Below are 13,413 nucleotides of genomic sequence, written 5' to 3' on the forward strand. Positions count from 1 at the left end.
ACCGGAGAGGCAGGCCAGCGACACGGAGACCGCGGGAACCCACCCCCACCTCTTCCTCCTCCCCCTGAAGGGGAGGAGAACGATCCAGCCCCTTTCTGCCCCGGGCAGAAAGGGGAAACGGAGACCGCGGCCCGGCGCGGGAGCGGGCCGGGAAGGCCTCGACCTACTTCTTCACCACCTTGACCGCGATCTCCTCCAGCTTCTTCGCTCGAATGACCTGACCGTCGAGGCCGGCCTCCTTGATCCCGCCCCCGTAGGCCACCGTCATGAGCTGGCTATAATAGGTGACCGGCATGTTGAACTTGGTGCCGTAGCGCTTGTTGATCTCCGATTGGTAGATCTCTACGTTGGCCTGGCACAGGGGACAGGGGGTGACGATCATGTCGGCCCCGTGGTCGTAGGCCGACTCTACGATGTCCTTGATTTGCTTCTGGCTCTTCTCCGGCTCGGAGAAGGCGAGGGCCCCGCCGCAGCAGGTCACCTTCTGATCGTAGTCGGTCAAGGCTTCGCCGCCCAACGTTTCCACCAACTTATCCAAGTACATGGGATTTTCGAACGACTCGCCGGCGATGCCGAAGGGGCGGTTGGTCTGGCAGCCCACGTAGCCGGCGAACTTGAGGCCTTCCAGGGGCTTCACCACGGGCTTCCCCAGCGCCTCATAGCCGAAATCCTCGATCAAGACTTCCACCATGTGGCGGATCTCGGCCTCGCCCTTGTAGCTGAGGCCCGCTTCCTTCAGCGCCTCCTGGGTGTCGGCGAGGAGGGTGCTGGACGCGGCGAGCTTCTCCTTCGTCTCCCGCGCCCCCAGCCAGCAGGCGGCGCAGGTGGCCACGATGTCCTGGCCCGGCAGGTGCTGCTCCGACAGGGCGAAGTTGCGGGCGTTCAGCACGTGGCGCGCTAGCTCGCCCGAGCCGGCGTAGCCGATGGAGGCGCCGCAGCAGTTCCAGTCGGGGATCTCGGTCAGCTTCACGTCCAGCACCTTGCACATGGCGTTGACCGACACCATGTAGTTCGACGCCGAGGCCCGCAACTGGGAGGAGCAACCTGGATAGAACGCGTATTCCTTTTTCGCCATGGCGGCCTCCTCAACTGGTAAATCCCTTCCTGCGATTCTCGATCTCGTACGCCTTCTTGAGCATCGCGTGGATGCCCTTCTTGTCCTTGCACTCGTGGCCCTTGATCAGCTCCAACGGGTTCAGCCGCTTGGCGCGCAGCAGACCGAGACCGATGTGGCGCAGGGCCCAGGCTTTCTTGACGCCGGCGACGAGGCCGTCGCTGAAATACAGCCCCAGGGTGAGCTTCAGCTCGTTCACCCGGCCGGTCTTGATGCAATTCTCCCAGAACTGGACGGAAAACTTGCGCGTGGGCTGGTTCTTGGGGGCGAGGCCCAGCCGGTGGGCGTAGGTGGCGAGCCCGTGCATGATCTGGGTGATGGGAAGCTGCCGTGGGCAGCGCACCACGCAGTTGTAACAGGAGGTACACATCCACATGGAGTCGGAGGTCAGAACCTCCTCGCGTTTGCCCGCCCGAATGAGCATGAAGATCTCCTGGGGCGGGTGGGCCCAATGGGGCCCGAACGGACAGGATCCCGAACAGACCCCGCACTGCATGCACATCTTGACCCAATGGCCTTCCTCGACTCGCTCTTCCACTTCCTTCAGGAAGTTGTTGCGGTAGCGTTCGATGGCCTCGATGTTCAGGTCGCCCATACCATGCTCCTCCGCGGGTGGCCGAAAGCGGGAGGCCGCTTAGCGCACCCCTTGCCCTTCACCCTGATGCATTCCCCATCGGCCGGCTCAGCCGAACCCCTTCATCGGGGAGAGACCGATTTCGTTGATCTTGGCCACATAGTCATTGATGAGTTGCGGCACGCGGGCAATGTCGGTGATGGCGACCTCGTAGCTCGCCACCCGCTCGGTTTCCAGGGCAAGTTGTTTCAGCGTGTCGTCGATCTTGCTCATGCGGTAGTTGGCGAGCTCCGAGCCCTTCACGAAATGGCACTGGTAGTCGTCGCCGTGCTTGCAGCCCATGAGCATCACTCCGTCATAGCCGGCGTTCAAGGCGTCGGTCACCCAGATGGTGTTGACCGAACCCAGGCAGCGCACCGGGATCACCCGCACGAACGCACTGTAGTGGTGGCGGCTCATGCCCGCCATGTCCAGCGCCGGGTAGGCGTCGTTCTCGCAGGCCAGCACCAGGATGCGCGGCTTCTCAGAGAACTCGTCGGGGATGTCCACCGCTTTGATCTGGGCGCCCACCGTGTCCACCGAATAGTTCTCGAAGGAGATCACCCGTACCGGACAGGCGCCCATGCACGTGCCACAGCGCCGGCAGCGGCTCTCGTTGAACACCGGGTAGCGCTTTTCGTCCTCGTCGATGGCGCCGAAGGGGCACTCCACGGTGCAGCGCTTGCACTGGGTGCAGCCGTCGAGCCGCACGATGGGGTACGAGAGATCGCCGGAACGGGGATGGGCGGCGCGCCCGAGGGCCGCGTTCTCCATGGCCTGGATGGCCTTGAGCGCCGCCCCGGTGGCGTCCTCCACCGCCTGGGGGATGTCCATGGGCCGGCGCACCGGGCCGGCGGCGTAGATGCCGGTGCGGCGCGTCTCGTAGGGAAAACAGATGAAGTGGGAATCGGTGAAGCCGTACTTGAGCTGGGGCAGATCCGGCCCCTGGCGGTAGTTCAAGTTGAGCACCGAGACGGCCTTGCGCTGCGCCTCCGGTACCTCGCCTTGCTTTTCGCTGTCGACCCCGGACACCGGCACCTGGCCCGTGGCCAGCACCACCAGGTCCGCGTCCACCTGGGCGTTCTTGTCGTCCAGGATCAGGTCGTGGAACTTGACCCTACAGCGCTCGCCGCTCACTTCCACTTCCCTCACCTTGCCTTTGGCGAAGGTGACGCCCTTGGACTGGCCACTGCGGTAGAAGTCCTCCCCGTTGCCAGGCACACGCAGGTCGGTGTAGATCACCACCGTGTCCACATCCGGGTTGGCATCCTTGAAGTACATGGCCTGCTTGATGCTGGTGGCGCAGCAATGGCCGGAGCAGTAAGGCAGGTGCTTGCCCGTATCGTCGCGTTGACCAGCACACTGAATGAAGACGACCGTTTTCACCTCCGCCCCGTCGGACGGGCGGCGGATGGGCTGGCCGTTTTTCGCCGCCTCCTGCGCCAGCTTCTCGAGCCCGGCCTGGTCTACCACGTTGGGGCTGTTGCCGCCGCCCAGGTGGGGTAGCTTGGCGATATCGTAGGCGGTGAAGCCCGTCGCCTGGACGATGGCGCCGAACTCCTTCTTGACCGCGGCGCCGCTTTCCGAGGCGATCTCCACCGTGAACCTGCCCGGTGCGCCGCTGGTGGAGGCGACCACCGAGTTCAAACGCACTTCAATATTGGGATCCTGCTGGATGGACTCGATAAGCTGCTGCACTCCGGTGTCTATCGGGTCCCGGTAAGGTTCCCGATCGGGCACCCGCTTCCACAGCCGCGCCGCCCAACCGCCCAGGGCGCCGCTCTTTTCCACCAGGGTCACCGAGTAGCCGGCCTTGGAGGCTCCCAGCGCCGCGGTCATGCCGGAGACGCCGCCGCCCACCACCAGCAGCCGCTTCGATTGCCCGACGTGGGGGTTGCCGGCCGGCTGTTTCATTTTCTTCACCTCCGCGCAGGCCATGCGCACGTAGTCGTCGGCCATCTCCTGCCTGACCTCGCGCTGGTCCTCGCCCTCGGGCTGGCTCCAGATGACGCCTTCGCGGATGTTGGCCCGGGCCACGGCTACGGTTGGGAAGTGGAACGCTTCCGTCTTCGCCCGTCGCGAGCAGGCAGCGATCACGAGGTGGGTGACGCCTTCTTTCTCGATATTGTCCCGGATCACCTTGACGCCCTCGGCGGAACACAGGAAGTCGTGCTCCCGCACCAACTGCATCTTGCCTTCTTTCTGCGCGATCTTGGCCATCTGAGCGGTATCCACCCGCTCGCCGATGCCACAGCCCCGGCAGATGTACGCAGCGGCCTTCATCTCCGACATTGCACTTGCCTCCCGCCGTCCTATGCTTCAGCCCGAGCGGCCTGATTGATCACCTGGATCGCCCGCAACGCCGCCGCGGTGGCGCTCTGCACCGCCCGGTTCACGTCCAAAGCATTGGTGGCGCAGCCGGCGCCGAAGATGCCGCCGCTCGCCGACGCTTCGATAAAGCCGCTGGAGTCGGCGACTACTTCCGCGGGAATCAGGCTGGCAGGCACGCTCGGCTCCATGCCGATCGCCAGCACGACCAAGTCATGGGTATTGGCGTAGCGGTGGTAGCCCTCGGTGTCCACGCCGTGCAGCACTAGATCGCCGTTTTTCTCTTCGGTGATCCGAGCGACTTTGGACTTCACGAACCTCACCGTCGGATCCTTCTGGACCTTCTGGTAGAAGTCCTCCAGACGGTCGATGGCGCGGATGTCGATGTAGTAGATGGTGGAGCGACCCTCGTCCCCGTAGGCCTCGCGCACGTACTGGGTCTGCTTGAGGGAGGCCATGCAACAGATGCGCGAGCAGTGGCGCAGGTGGTTCTCGTCCCGGGAGCCGGCGCACTGGATGAAGGCGATGTTCTTCGCCTCCCGGCCGTCGGAAGGCCGCAGGATCTTGCCGCCCGTGGGCCCGTGGGGATCCGCCAGCCGTTCGAACTCTACGCTGGTGATCACGTTGGGAAAACGGTCGTAACCGTACGGCTGGATCTTGGCCGCGTCATAGGGTTTCCAGCCAGTGGCCCAGATGACAGCGCCGGCCTTGAGTTCGACGATCTCCTCTTTCTGATCCAGGTCGATGGCGTTGTACTTACAGGCGGCCTTGGCCCGCTCCGCATCGGGCGTGCCGATGATGGAAGGGTCCAGCACGTAGCGCAGGGGATAGGCCATGGCGAAAGGCAGGTACGCCGCCTTGATCGTGTTCAGGTTGTAGTTGTACGGGTTGGGGATTTCCGTCTCCACCGCCTCCGCACAGGCGCCGCAGGCGGTGCAATTTTCGTTCACGTAGCGCGGCGAGAGTTTCACCGTGACCGTGTAATCGCCGCGTTTGCCCGAGATGCCGGTGACCTCGGCCAGCGTCAAGACGCGGATTTTGGGGTTGGCCTTGAGGCGACGCAGGTTGATTTCCAGCCCGCAAGTGGGGTGACAGAGTTTGGGGAAATAGCGGTAGAGGAGCGCGGTGCGGCCGCCCAGCATAGGGCTCTTCTCCACCAGCACGACGTCCTTGCCGCACTCCGCGGCTTCCAGCGCCGCGGTCATGCCGCTGATGCCCCCGCCGACGACCACGATAGCCTGCTGGGTGGCGATGGTGGCTGTCATCCTATTCCTCCGCCGTTATGCTTGTGTCCAACCGCGATCGATTCTACTCCAGCCGGATGGACGTCCGCACGGACGCCGGACGCAAATCGGATTCAAAATTCTTATGCGCCGATAAGAGCTGCCCGGTTTCCGGTGGGGATGGCGGGAAGACGGGACGATCAGCCGCGGGGGAGTGGCCGGATGGCGAACTCGAGGCGGTTCAAATCGCCGAAAGCGTAGGTGGCGGGGGCGCCGATGCCGGCCACCGTGCCCGGGTTCACCAGCAGGGTGTGATCGCCTTTGACATTGCGGACGCGGCGGATTTCGGCCTGGTGGCTGTGGCCGCAGCACACGAGATCCCACTCCCCGGTGGTGGCCATCGCCAGGCCGTAATCCGGATAGTGCACCACGAACACCCGGCGCCCCGCGAGATCCAGCCGGGCATCCGTGCCGTGGTAATGAAGGAGGCCCCCAGAGGTCGCGGCAAGACGCATCATAGCGAGCGGGTCCCCTAGGTTGTTGCCATGGATCACATGCACCGGAAGCCCGATTGGCAGCAGGGCCCGCAGCGTGTGGGGGCCGATCACGTCGCCGCAATGGATCACCGCTGCGGCGCCTTCCTTCTTGGCTGCGGAGACCGCGGCGGCGAGCGGCTCCGAGCGGTCGTGGCTGTCGGAGACGATGCAGATCTTCATCGGTGCGGGCGCTCCGAGCCTGAGGCGGGGCTCGCTCGCGGCCTCTCAGAAGGCCGGCTTTTTCTTCGCCGCGTTGTAACGCTTGACCCCGTCCAGGATCTCGGCCTTCGCCTCCTCCGGGCCGACCCATCCCCGGACCTTGACCCACTTGCCCGGCTCCAGGTCCTTGTAGTGCTCGAAGAAGTGGCTGATCTGGGACAAGGTGAAGTCGGGCAGGTCCCGGGGCGTCTCGATGTCCCGGTACATGCCCGAGAGCTGGTCGATGGGCACCGCCAGGAGCTTCGCGTCCTCGCCCGCCTCGTCCTCCATCTTGAGCATGCCGATGGGCCGGCAGCGCACCACCGCCCCGGGGATGACGGCGATGGGGCTAACCACCAGCACGTCCACGGGATCGCCGTCCTCCGCCAGGGTGTGGGGGATGTAGCCGTAATTGCACGGGTAGTGCATGGCGGTGGCGAGGAAGCGGTCCACGAACATGGCGCCGGTTTCCTTGTCCACTTCGTATTTGATGGGGGCTCCGTGCATCGGGATCTCGATGATGACGTTGAAATCGTTGGGCAGATCGCGGCCGGACGGCACCCGGTCGAGATTCATTGCGGACCTCCTCGAGGGCTCGGGCGAACCCGCTTATTATAGCGGGAGCGCTTGAGTTGCCTGGGTGAGAATGTTGCTGCAGATCCTGCTCCTGCTGGCGGCGGGATACGGCGCCCTGGTCGCCGTGGCCTACTTCGCCCAGGCGAAGCTCGTGTATTTCCCCGAGGTGGGGCGAGAGCTTCTCGCCACGCCCCGGGACCGGGGCCTGCCCTACGAGGAGCTGACCCTGCGCACCGACGACGGCCTGCGCTTGCACGCCTGGTACGTGCCGGTGCCCGAACCCCGGGGTGTGGTGCTGTTCTTCCACGGCAACGCCGGCAACCTCTCCCACCGGCTGGACTCCCTGGCCATGTTCGCCCGGCTGGGGTACGCCACCCTGATCGTCGACTACCGGGGCTACGGCCGGAGCGAGGGCGAGCCTTCGGAGGAGGGCACCTACCTGGACGCCCTGACGGCCTGGCGCCACCTCACGGCGGAGCGGGGCGTGGCCCCCGGGGACGTGGTGCTCTTCGGCGAATCCCTGGGCGCGGCCGTGGCGGCCTGGCTCGCCGCCCGCACCCGGCCCCTGGCGCTGGTGATTCACTCGGGCTTCGTCTCGGTGCCCGAATTGGGCCAGGACGTCTACCCGTGGCTTCCGGTCAAGTGGCTTGCCCGTATCCGCTATCCGACGGAAGATTACCTGAAGGCGGTCTCTTGCCCGGTGCTGGTGGCCCACAGCCGGGAAGACGAGATCGTGCCGTTTCGCCACGGCGAGCGGCTGTACGCCGCGGCGCCCGAACCGAAGCGTTTTCTCGAGCTGACAGGCGGTCACAACGAGGCTTTCTTCTTCGTCCGGCCCGAGTGGCAGCGTGCCCTCGGGGAGTTCCTAGACAGGGCGCAGGCGCACCGGTAACGTGCCGCGGGGATATTCCATGAGCAGTCCGCGCAAACCCAAGATCGGCCTCGCTCTGGGCAGCGGCTCGGCCCGGGGCTGGAGCCACATCGGCGTGATCCGGGCCCTAGAGGGGGCGGGCGTGGAGCCGGAGGTGGTGTGCGGAACCTCCATCGGCGCGCTGGTGGCCGCGGCCTATGTGGAAGGAGAGCTCGACCATCTGGCCGCTTGGGTCGGCGGCCTCACCTGGCAGACGGTGGTGGGCTTTCTGGACGTGAGCCTGGTGGGCGGGCTGATCAAAGGCGAGCGCCTGGTGGAATTCTTCCGCGAAAACTTCGCCGACGCCGACATCGCGGATCTCCCCCGGGCCTACGGGGCGGTGGCCACCGACCTGGAAACCGGCAACGAAGTGTGGCTGCGGGAGGGCCGGGTGATGGATGCAGTGCGGGCTTCCATCGCCCTTCCGGGGCTGTTCACGCCGGTGCAACGCGACGGCCGCATCCTGGTGGACGGGGGCCTGGTGAACCCGGTGCCCGTCTCCCTGTGCCGGGCCATGGGGGCGGACATCGTGATCGCGGTGGACCTGAACGCCGACCTCCTGGGCCGGCACCTGCGGCGGCCGCGCCCCGGCGCGGCCGCCAGGGCCGAGCCGGACTCCTGGCTCCAGCGCATCCGGGAAAGCCTGGCGGCACTGGACTTCATGCCCGCCGGCAGCCCCGAGGCCGGCCCGTCCATGCTGGAGGTGATCGCCTCCAGCATCAACATCATGCAGGTGCGCATCACCCGCAGCCGCCTGGCGGGAGAGCCCGCCGACCTGATGATCGCCCCGCGGCTGGCCCACATCGGGCTCATGGAGTTCCACCGGGGGGAGGAAGCCATGGCGGCGGGGCGGCGCGCGGCGGAGCAGGTCCTCCCCCGCTTGCGGGAGATCACCGAGGGTGACACCTGACGCGCGCCGGATCGCTCCAGGCTACAATCCCCATCGGGAGGTGGAAACCCCATGATCCAGAACGTCACGGTGCGTTTCGGCGAGGGCGAGGAGTACCGCTTGCGCGTCCACGAGGCGGAGACGGCGGGGCTCACGGCGGAAGCCGCCCATCGCTGGCTGGACGGGGAGCTCGCCAAAGGGGGCGACGAGGGCTTCAACCCGGTGGGCAAGGCCCTGGCCGCGGACAAGGTGTTGTTCCTCGCCAGGTCGGCCGGCCCGGAGGAGTTCAAGCGCAACTCCGCCTGGGCCCGAGAGCTGGCGCGCGCCGTCGCGGTCCTCTTCGGCCGGCCCCACGTAACCGTGGACGTGGCGGGCGGGAGCGTGGGCTATTGAGGTTTCTGCGCTACTGGGCGATCGCGGCCGCCACCCGCTCGGCGATGGCTAGCGAGGCCGTGAGTCCCGGCGACTCGATGCCGAACAGGTGGACCAGGCCCGGCACACCGTGGGTTTCGGGGCCCTGGATGAGGAAATCCGCCGCCGGTTCTCCGGGACCCGCGATCTTGGGCCGGATCCCGGTGTAGCCGGGCAGGAGGGCATCCTCCGGCAGCGCCGGGTAGTAGCGGCGAATGGCCTCAAAGAAGCGCCGGGCCCGGCTCGCGTCGAAGCCGTAGTCGATGGCATCGACCCACTCCACATCGGGGCCGAAGCGCGCCTGGCCGCCCAGGTCCAGGGTCACGTGCACGCCCAGCCCCCCGGGCTCCGGCACCGGATAGATGAGGCGATCAAAGGGGGAGCGGCCCTTGAGGACGAAGTAATGGCCCTTGGCGTAGCACTCCCGCGGTACGCGCTCAAGGGGCATACCCTCGATGGAGCGGGCCACCCGGGGGGCCGTGAGCCCCGCGCAGTTCACCACCGCCCGGCACGTGAGCGTCACCGCCTCGCCGCCGCTCTCCACTTCCAGCCCGATGCCCGAGGGCAACACGCGACCCGAGCGCACCGGGTTGCGCAGGGCGATCACCGCGCCGTGGTGCTCGGCCTCCCCCTGCAGGGCCTGCATGTAGGCGTGGCTGTCCAGGATGCCGGTGGACGGGGAATGGAGGGCGGCGACGCAGCGCACCGCGGGCTCGAGCCGCGCGACCCCTCGAACGTCCAGCCATTCCAGGTCCTGGACCCCGTTCGCCAGGGCGTTGGCGCGATAGCGCTCCAGCGTCTCCACCTCCGAATCCCGGGTGGCGACGATCAGCTTGCCGAGGCGCCGGTGGGGCACGCCGCGCTCGGCGCAGAAACGGTAGAGCCGCTCCCGCCCTTCCACGCAGAGCCGGGCCTTGAGGCTGCCGGACGGATAATAGATTCCGGCGTGGATCACTTCCGAGTTGCGCGAGCTGGTCTGGGTGCCGACGGCGCCGGCCGCCTCCAGCACGACGACCTCCCGGCCCGCCAAGGCGAGGGCCCGGGCGACCGCCAGGCCGACGACGCCCGCGCCGATCACCGCGCAATCGATGCTTTCCGCCATTCCGCCTTCCGCCGCGCCGTATATTAACCGAACATGAATCGAGCGCGCGCCACTTACGGCCGGGCCGCGCGCGGCATCGCGTCGATGAGCCTGGCGATTGCCCTCTGCCTCCCTTGGGCCGCCCCCGGGGCCGGAGACGAGCCCCGCTGGCTGGGCACCGCCGTGCTCTATCCTCGCTCTTCCGGGATCCCGCTCCCGGGCCGCGAGCCGGTGCTGGTCCTGGAGCCCACCTTCGTCCACCTGGCCGGCAGCCGCTGGAACCAGGCACGCATCGCCCAGGCCGCCGAGACCGCCGCCGCCGTCCTAGCCCAGTGCGGCGTGGCGATCCCGAGAATCGCCCTGCATCGGGTGGAGGTGCCGGAGCGCTACCAGGACTTTCACGTGCCCGCCTCGCGGGAGCTCGCCCGGCGGCTCGGCTATCCCAAGCCCACGGTCTACTTCGTCCGGGATACCCGCCAGCGGATCGCCTTCGACGCCGAGGCCATCGGCCGCGCCAACAGCCAGGGACGGCCAGAGCTGCAGGACACGGTGTGGATCACCGAAGGGATCCGGGACCCGGGCATCGCCCTGGCCCACGAGCTCGCCCACGTGCTCATGGACAGCGGCGAGCACGTGGATCTGCCCGGCAATCTCATGCGGGACGAAACCGCTCCCGAGAATCGGGAGCTCACGCCTGCGCAATGCGCCCGGCTGCGGGCCACGGGCGAGGCCCACGGGCTGCTCCAGGCGGCGGGCTCCCGGGCCCCGGCGAGGAGGGCCCGGTGAGCGGGCGGCTGTACGTGGGCACCAGCGGCTGGAACTACGCCGCTTGGGCCACGGGGTTCTACCGGGGCGTGCCCCGGCGGGCCTGGCTGGCCCATTACGCCAGGCGCTTCGGCGCGGTGGAGGTGAACGCTTCTTTTTACCACGAGATCCGCCCGGCCACCTACGCCGCCTGGAGGGACGAGACGCCGGAAGCGTTCCGCTTCTGCGTCAAGGCGCACCGCTATCTCACCCACGTGAAACGGCTCGCCTTTCCCCCCCAGTCCCTGGAGCGCCAGCGCCGGAACCTGCGCGCCCTCGGATCCAAGCTTTCCGTGGTGCTGTGGCAGTTGCCTTCCTCCCTGCCCTGGGAGAAGCGGCGGCTGGAAGATTTCCTGGCGGCCATCGACTGCTGGGGGGAGGCGCGGCACGCGGTGGAGTTTCGCCATGCCTCGTGGTTTCGGGACGACGTGGCGGAGCTCTTGGCCAGCCACCGGGTGGCCAACTGCCTGTCGGACGCCGCCGACTGGCCCATGTGGGAAGCGGTGACCGCCGAGCTCATCTACGTGCGGCTGCATGGCCACACGCGCACCTACGCGTCGCGCTACGCGCCCCGGGCGCTGGATGCCTGGGCGGCCCGCATCGCCGCCTGGCTCGGCGAGGGGCGGACGGTGCACGTCTATTTCGACAACACGGATGCGGGGGCCGCCCCCCGGGACGCGCTGGCCCTCGCCGCGCGTCTCGCGGACGCGGCGCAGCACTGATCAGGGTTGCAATTGAGCGGCGCTGGTGCTTTGATAACGGTACTCGCCTTGAGAACAGGTCGAGGAGGATCCCATGAAGGCGCCGATCCCCGAAACCCCGCCGGATTACGACAAGACCCGCATCATCGAGCGCCCGGACGGCTTTTACTGGCAGGACAAGGAAACGGAGGAAGTGTTCGGTCCGTTCCCCACGCTGCTGGAGGCCATCCGGGACATGGAATACAACGCCGACGCGGACATGGAGACGCCCGAGAGCCTGGAGGAGGTGGAAGCCGAGCTGGGGATTTCGGGTTGGATCGAACCGGAGACGGGGGAGCCGGCCGAGGACACCTTCACCCGTCTCGAGGACCACTAGCCCGACGCCCGCGAGAGCGGTCTATGGTTCGTCAACCATTGACCGGAGGCTCATAGAAAAGGGATACGGTCCGGGAAAAGGGTCCACCAAGCAGAGGTGGGTCGCAAGGCCCACCCCGGGACGCCACAGGTGCAGCAGAAAGGCCGGCGGCTCCAACACGAAGCCCGTTGATGCGCCGGGCCGCAAGTCCAAGGCGAGCTGATGGGCGCAGCTCGGCGCGACGCAACCGCAGGTGCCTGCCCAGCGCACAAAGACCGGGCGGTGCAGGTGCCCGCAGCACACCCGCTCTACCTGGGGATTGCGTTGCAGGAGCGCCGCCAGCGCTTCCGCTCCCGCGCAACCCGTCCGGTCCATGGCGTCCAGCCCGCTGGCGAAGGGCGGATGGTGCATAAAGAGCATAGTGGGCGTGTTGGGCGCTTCCTGGAAGCGCGCCTCCAGCCAGGCGAGCCGGGCCGCGTCCAGGCGCCCTTCCTCCCGCCCCGGGTCCAGGGTGTCGGCGAACACCAGGCGCACCGGGAAATCGTCGATCACGTAGTGGATGAAATCGGGATCCCGTCCCAGGTGGGCGTGATCCTTGAACGCAGCCCGCAGCGCGCCGCGGTGGTCGTGGTTTCCGGGAATCAGCACCCAGCGCAGCTCCAAAGGTTCGAGCAGGGAACGCAGGTGTCGGTACTCCTCGGGATCGCCCGCGTTCACCAGATCCCCCGTCAACGCCACCAGGTCCGGACGCGGGGTGAGCCGGTTGAGCCGGGCGACGCAGCGGCGCAGGCAATCGGCCGTGTCCACCCGGCCGCCCACGCGTTCGCCGGGGCGGCCCACGTGCAAGTCGCTAACCTGGGCGATGAGCATGGGCAAACGGGGCGGCAGTCGAAAAGCTCATGGTATATCCGCGGTGGCGGCGTTGTCAGCGGCCTGCAGAACAGGGCGCCCCTCTTGCGGTCGAACAGGCAGTAGGGCGGTTGTTTTCGCGGTTTCCTATCCAGGAGGAGGAGCTATCTCATGATGAAAAGGCTTTTGATCGCGATGGCGGCGCTGCTCGTCGTCCCGGCGGCGCTGGCCCAACAAGTGCTTGAGGAAGAGGTGCAGCGCGCCCTCTCCCAGCCGACGCCGCAGGAGGTGGTCAGGCGGCTGGAGAGGGCCGTTAACTGGGGCAACGTGCTCGCCGCCTACGAGCTGGGGCTGATCCTGCGGGACGGGCGGGAAGGCGTCGAACCCGATCCGCCCAGAGCGCTCAAGCTGTTCAAATGGGCGGGCGAACCGTGGCTCGCCCGCAACTGGTTCAAGCTGGGAGTGCCCGAGGCCCAGTATGCCGCCGGCATGATGTACCTGGAAGGCAAGGGGACGCAGCCCGACGTGGAGACCGCGGTGAAGTGGCTGCTGCGCGCCGCGGAGCAGGGCCACGGCCAGGCCCAGGTTCAGCTCGCCGAGATCTACGCCTCGGATGGCGCACCGGTGGACATGCGGGAAGCCTATTTCTGGGCGTCCCTGGCCCTCACCCAGTTCCTCCTCCCGAAGGAGGAAAAGGACAAGGCGGCGCAGATCCAGGAGCGGGCGGCGCAGGCGCTGGGGGCCGGCGCGGTGGAGGAGCTAAAGATCGCGGTCGAGAACTGGAGCCCGCGCCGCATGACTTCCGGCTGGTAAGAGGCCGGACGG

Annotated in this window: 15 protein-coding genes; 7 read left to right on the forward strand and 8 right to left on the reverse strand. The window is 67.3% G+C overall.

Annotated elements, in window-relative coordinates; translation table 11 throughout:
• Positions 1 to 163: 163 nt before the first annotated feature.
• From ACTFO6_RS09470 to ppa, 6 genes are all read right to left on the reverse strand, one after another.
• Positions 164 to 1,075 (reverse strand): CoB--CoM heterodisulfide reductase iron-sulfur subunit B family protein, encoded by a 912-nt coding sequence (locus tag ACTFO6_RS09470; RefSeq protein WP_439934211.1) that lies wholly within the window; start codon positions 1,073 to 1,075, stop codon positions 164 to 166.
• 10 nt (positions 1,076 to 1,085) lie between these two features.
• Positions 1,086 to 1,709, reverse strand: a complete 624-nt coding sequence (locus tag ACTFO6_RS09475; RefSeq protein ID WP_439934212.1) for a 4Fe-4S dicluster domain-containing protein — start codon at positions 1,707 to 1,709, stop codon at positions 1,086 to 1,088.
• An 87-nt stretch (positions 1,710 to 1,796) separates the two neighbouring features.
• Positions 1,797 to 4,019, reverse strand: coding sequence for a hydrogenase iron-sulfur subunit (locus ACTFO6_RS09480; protein WP_439934213.1), 2,223 nt, complete (start codon positions 4,017 to 4,019; stop codon positions 1,797 to 1,799).
• A 20-nt stretch (positions 4,020 to 4,039) separates the two neighbouring features.
• Entirely contained in the window at positions 4,040 to 5,320 is a 1,281-nt protein-coding gene (locus ACTFO6_RS09485; protein ID WP_439934214.1) for a CoB--CoM heterodisulfide reductase iron-sulfur subunit A family protein, read from the reverse strand.
• 158 nt (positions 5,321 to 5,478) lie between these two features.
• The gene (locus ACTFO6_RS09490) at positions 5,479 to 5,994 is read right to left on the reverse strand and encodes a metallophosphoesterase family protein (protein WP_439934215.1); all 516 of its coding nucleotides are present in this window, start codon (positions 5,992 to 5,994) and stop codon (positions 5,479 to 5,481) included.
• A gap of 45 nt (positions 5,995 to 6,039) precedes the next feature.
• Positions 6,040 to 6,588: an inorganic diphosphatase gene (gene ppa / locus ACTFO6_RS09495; protein WP_439934216.1), complete on the reverse strand. Its 549-nt coding sequence runs from the start codon at positions 6,586 to 6,588 to the stop codon at positions 6,040 to 6,042.
• Between the two features lie 70 nt (positions 6,589 to 6,658).
• Here ppa and ACTFO6_RS09500 point away from each other — a divergent pair, with 70 nt between their 5' ends.
• From ACTFO6_RS09500 to ACTFO6_RS09510, 3 genes are read left to right on the forward strand one after another with little or no spacing between them, the layout of a single operon-like run.
• Positions 6,659 to 7,480, forward strand: coding sequence for an alpha/beta hydrolase (locus ACTFO6_RS09500; RefSeq protein WP_439934294.1), 822 nt, complete (start codon positions 6,659 to 6,661; stop codon positions 7,478 to 7,480).
• A 19-nt stretch (positions 7,481 to 7,499) separates the two neighbouring features.
• Complete coding sequence (gene rssA, locus ACTFO6_RS09505) at positions 7,500 to 8,408, forward strand: patatin-like phospholipase RssA (protein WP_439934217.1); 909 nt, start codon at positions 7,500 to 7,502, stop codon at positions 8,406 to 8,408.
• Between the two features lie 51 nt (positions 8,409 to 8,459).
• A complete protein-coding gene (locus ACTFO6_RS09510) occupies positions 8,460 to 8,780 on the forward strand; it encodes a hypothetical protein (protein WP_439934218.1) in 321 nt (106 codons plus the stop codon).
• A gap of 10 nt (positions 8,781 to 8,790) precedes the next feature.
• Here ACTFO6_RS09510 and ACTFO6_RS09515 read toward each other — a convergent pair whose 3' ends face one another.
• Positions 8,791 to 9,900, reverse strand: a complete 1,110-nt coding sequence (locus ACTFO6_RS09515; RefSeq protein ID WP_439934219.1) for an NAD(P)/FAD-dependent oxidoreductase — start codon at positions 9,898 to 9,900, stop codon at positions 8,791 to 8,793.
• Positions 9,901 to 9,984: 84 nt separating this feature from the next.
• Between ACTFO6_RS09515 and ACTFO6_RS09520 the strand changes: the two genes are divergently transcribed.
• The 3 genes from ACTFO6_RS09520 (at position 9,985) to ACTFO6_RS09530 (ending at position 11,760) form a co-directional block, all read left to right on the forward strand.
• Positions 9,985 to 10,665, forward strand: a complete 681-nt coding sequence (locus tag ACTFO6_RS09520) for a hypothetical protein (RefSeq protein ID WP_439934220.1) — start codon at positions 9,985 to 9,987, stop codon at positions 10,663 to 10,665.
• Positions 10,662 to 11,405, forward strand: coding sequence for a DUF72 domain-containing protein (locus tag ACTFO6_RS09525; protein WP_439934221.1), 744 nt, complete (start codon positions 10,662 to 10,664; stop codon positions 11,403 to 11,405). The genes ACTFO6_RS09520 and ACTFO6_RS09525 overlap by 4 nt, the downstream gene beginning before the upstream one ends.
• Positions 11,406 to 11,478: 73 nt before the next feature.
• Positions 11,479 to 11,760 carry a hypothetical protein gene (locus ACTFO6_RS09530; protein WP_333843773.1) on the forward strand — a complete coding sequence of 94 codons (282 nt, stop codon included), beginning with the start codon at positions 11,479 to 11,481 and terminating at the stop codon, positions 11,758 to 11,760.
• A gap of 21 nt (positions 11,761 to 11,781) precedes the next feature.
• Here the strand turns inward: ACTFO6_RS09530 and ACTFO6_RS09535 are convergent, their stop codons facing one another.
• On the reverse strand, positions 11,782 to 12,609 hold the full coding sequence (locus tag ACTFO6_RS09535; protein ID WP_439934222.1) for a phosphodiesterase: 828 nt from the start codon (positions 12,607 to 12,609) through the stop codon (positions 11,782 to 11,784).
• 150 nt (positions 12,610 to 12,759) lie between these two features.
• Between ACTFO6_RS09535 and ACTFO6_RS09540 the strand changes: the two genes are divergently transcribed.
• Positions 12,760 to 13,401, forward strand: a complete 642-nt coding sequence (locus tag ACTFO6_RS09540) for a tetratricopeptide repeat protein (RefSeq protein ID WP_439934223.1) — start codon at positions 12,760 to 12,762, stop codon at positions 13,399 to 13,401.
• Positions 13,402 to 13,413: the final 12 nt, after the last annotated feature.

Source organism: Pelomicrobium sp. G1 (assembly GCF_051905455.1).
In the GTDB taxonomy this organism is placed as follows: domain Bacteria; phylum Pseudomonadota; class Gammaproteobacteria; order Burkholderiales; family UBA6910; genus Pelomicrobium.